The sequence below is a fragment of the Thermococcus sp. genome, assembly GCF_027063845.1.
Lineage (GTDB): Archaea > Methanobacteriota_B > Thermococci > Thermococcales > Thermococcaceae > Thermococcus.
The window spans coordinates 1-2806 of the sequence record NZ_JAMOQU010000116.1; the positions used below are offsets into that span (position 1 = coordinate 1).

Here is a 2806-nt window from a genome sequence, read left to right on the forward strand (position 1 = left end):
TAAAGCAAGTCAGCCCGGACGGCTCGCTCAGCAAGGACGTTGACACCATCGTGCTCCAGTCCGGCCAGAGCGAGATGGCTGACGGGTGCTGGGGCGTTTACGACCTCGATAGGGGATTCAAACTCGTCGGCTCCCTAAGTGCAAGTGGTACGGTGCTCGTTACGGTCACCTACGAACTAATCTGAGGGGGTGACCGTAACGGGAGTGTTTAGGAGCGACCCCAACACGGCAGAAATCAACGCCAAGATTACGAAAGCTGACACAGACCACACCATCGCCTACACCCAGTACCAGATTAAGGCCAGTGAAGACAAGGCGTTCTTCGTTTCAAAGCTTTGGCCCAGCATCTCCAGCGGAGCGACTGCCGACCTAACCATCATCAACCCGGCCGGGAGCGGTAAAACCATCCACATTATGACCACCAAGATGAGCACGACAGACCAGGCGTGGATTAGGTACGTCATTGACCCCACGCTCCAAGGTGGGACCCAGATACAGCCCGTCCCGTTCCGGGTCGGTTCCACTGCAACGAGCGTGGCACAGGTCATCATTGACGTGACCAGCTACTCCGGCGGTACTGTGGCGGGAGAAGAGGTCATCCCTGGAGGCTCCGGCAACAAAGCGGTCGGCGGTATGGACGAGGGTCTCGTAGCCTTCGTGATACCACCGGGACACAGCGTCCTCTTCGAAGTCGTCAACAAGAGCTCAAACGCCAATCAGATTAGCATCCGCGTTGACTGGTGGGAGGAATGATACTATGGTGGACATACTCGGGTTACTCCCCATCCTCAATGGATGGAATTGGGTTAGAGTGAACGGTAGCGAGAAACTAAACGCCGACGACGCTCCAAAAGAACTTTACGAAAGTGAAAACGGCGAGTTCGGTTGGCTCATAAGCGCCCGCGTCAGCACCGACGTGGCAGATGCAGGCCTACGCATATCCTACGACCCCGAAGAGAGCGGACAGACTCTCCAGTTCTCCCTCATACCGCAGGAACTCTACGACGCCGGCTACTTTGACAAGAGCAACATGCCCTACGTAGCCAACTACGACCCGGCCGGTAAATACACAGCAGAGTTCACGCCCCGGCCACCTTTGAGCCTAAAGGGCACGCTAACAATTACGGCAGTCCCAGGTTCCACCGATGCTACGGTAAACTACGATGTGCTAATCCTCGAAGTGACCGACATCGGAGCCTTCGTTGACTCACTTAGGGCTGTGTTTGGCATCGAGACGATAATCCAGCTCCTGAACCAGCCAATCGGACAGCCGGAACGGCCCAGACAGCCGGTTACTTTACCACCGGTGGCACCGAGCCAGTACACCGGGTTCCTGCCGTGAGGTGGTGAGCAATGCTTGGGCGCTCGATAGGTGTTGATTACGACCGACTCAAGCAGGCGCTTGGGCCGACCTTCAGCTCCTACAAGCCAATACCCCAAGGCTCAAAGGTCGAGATAACCATACCTCCCGGCACGCCAGCAGAAGCTGAGTTCAACGCCACGGTAGAGCCAGACGAGGGTTACGAGTTCGACATTAGCTATTTCCACTTGGACACGCCAACCGAGGTGGAGGCCAACATCATTGTTGAGACCAGCGAGGGCGAGTTTCCACTCCTGGCTCATAACGTGACTACAGAGACGTTCATTGACGCCAGCGACTTTGGTGGGCTCAGCGGAATAAAGAAGTTCACCCTCTATGCAAAGACTGTAAGCGCCCTAACTGCGGATAAGACCGTCTCGCTTGAGTATGGCGGAAAGCAGGTGAGGTGATTATGAGGGGCAGACTCACAATTAAGAACTTCAACTCCAACATAACCGTGAACGCAGACGTAGTCAATGTGGTGTTGAAGCAAACGGCATTGGGGCCCCTGCTACAATTTGATATGAAGCAACAGAACCCCAACGTGACCGACGTTGAGGGCACGAAGATAACCGACACAGTTGCCTTTGACACTTACGTGAGGTGGAACATCGAAGTGTCACGCGCCCTAAGCTACTACTTAGCCCACCTCGTTGACGACCCGACTGCGCCGACTCACGCCTACGTTGCATTGGCCGGCAATAGGATGCAAGGGCAGTTCGGAATATACTCCGACATATCGGCTCCAACACAGGCGTTTTATCAGTTAGTAGTCACTCCACAGATACAACCGACCGATGACTTCATACTGGAGATGACCGTAAGTCTGAACACGCCCAGCACGTATGCATCATCCCAGGGTAGCGAGGCAGAAGCTGTGTTTTGGATAGCTGACGAAACCGACGTTCTAACCAGCTACAACTACCTCTCAAGGGGAGACAAACACTACATCGGAATTAGTGCCTACACAAATGAATCGGCCGTTAGCGGTTCGGTGACGGGCATTAGGGTGGGGTCACTGTACGACCAGACAATCGAGGATGAGTATGAAGGCCAGAGCAGTGGTTCGTGGGATGTGGTCATAGGAAAATCCAACGACACCTTCTATGTCTCGCTCGGGCCGGACAACCTATTAGTGACCAGAACGTACTCAGCGCCCCTAAACTTCTTCATCATGGTTATGGAGCAGAAGCATTTTGGCAACCAATACGTTAACTTCCAAATAGATATTAACCGGTTCGAACCGGTGTGAGGTGGTCGTCATGATTAGCTACCGTGCAATGAAAGACCTCGTAGGCTCGCCCTCAAAGGGCGGGACGTTTCAGTTCACAGTCAGCACGACGCCGACCGCCCTCGGGGCGCTGGAGGTGAAGATGGTCACCATCAAGGCCGACAAGGCCAACACGGACGCCGTTTACATCGGCTTCGACGACTCGGTTAGTACCG

General features: G+C 54.6%; 6 protein-coding genes. All 6 read left to right on the plus strand.

Annotated elements, in window-relative coordinates; all coding sequences use genetic code 11:
* Nucleotides 1–185 (plus strand): hypothetical protein (locus MVO87_RS09770; RefSeq protein WP_297551892.1); only part of this gene is annotated, 185 nt, incomplete at its 5' end.
* Between the two features lie 4 nt (nt 186–189).
* Nucleotides 190–753 carry a hypothetical protein gene (locus MVO87_RS09775; protein WP_297553004.1) on the plus strand — a complete coding sequence of 188 codons (564 nt, stop codon included), beginning with the start codon at nt 190–192 and terminating at the stop codon, nt 751–753.
* Between the two features lie 4 nt (nt 754–757).
* Complete coding sequence (locus MVO87_RS09780; RefSeq protein WP_297553005.1) at nt 758–1342, plus strand: hypothetical protein; 585 nt, start codon at nt 758–760, stop codon at nt 1340–1342.
* 11 nt (nt 1343–1353) lie between these two features.
* Nucleotides 1354–1770, plus strand: coding sequence for a hypothetical protein (locus tag MVO87_RS09785; protein ID WP_297553006.1), 417 nt, complete (start codon nt 1354–1356; stop codon nt 1768–1770).
* Nucleotides 1771–1772: 2 nt separating this feature from the next.
* The gene (locus MVO87_RS09790; RefSeq protein ID WP_297553008.1) at nt 1773–2612 is read left to right on the plus strand and encodes a hypothetical protein; all 840 of its coding nucleotides are present in this window, start codon (nt 1773–1775) and stop codon (nt 2610–2612) included.
* 10 nt (nt 2613–2622) lie between these two features.
* The coding region (locus MVO87_RS09795; RefSeq protein WP_297553010.1) for a hypothetical protein at nt 2623–2806 on the plus strand (184 nt) is incomplete at its 3' end.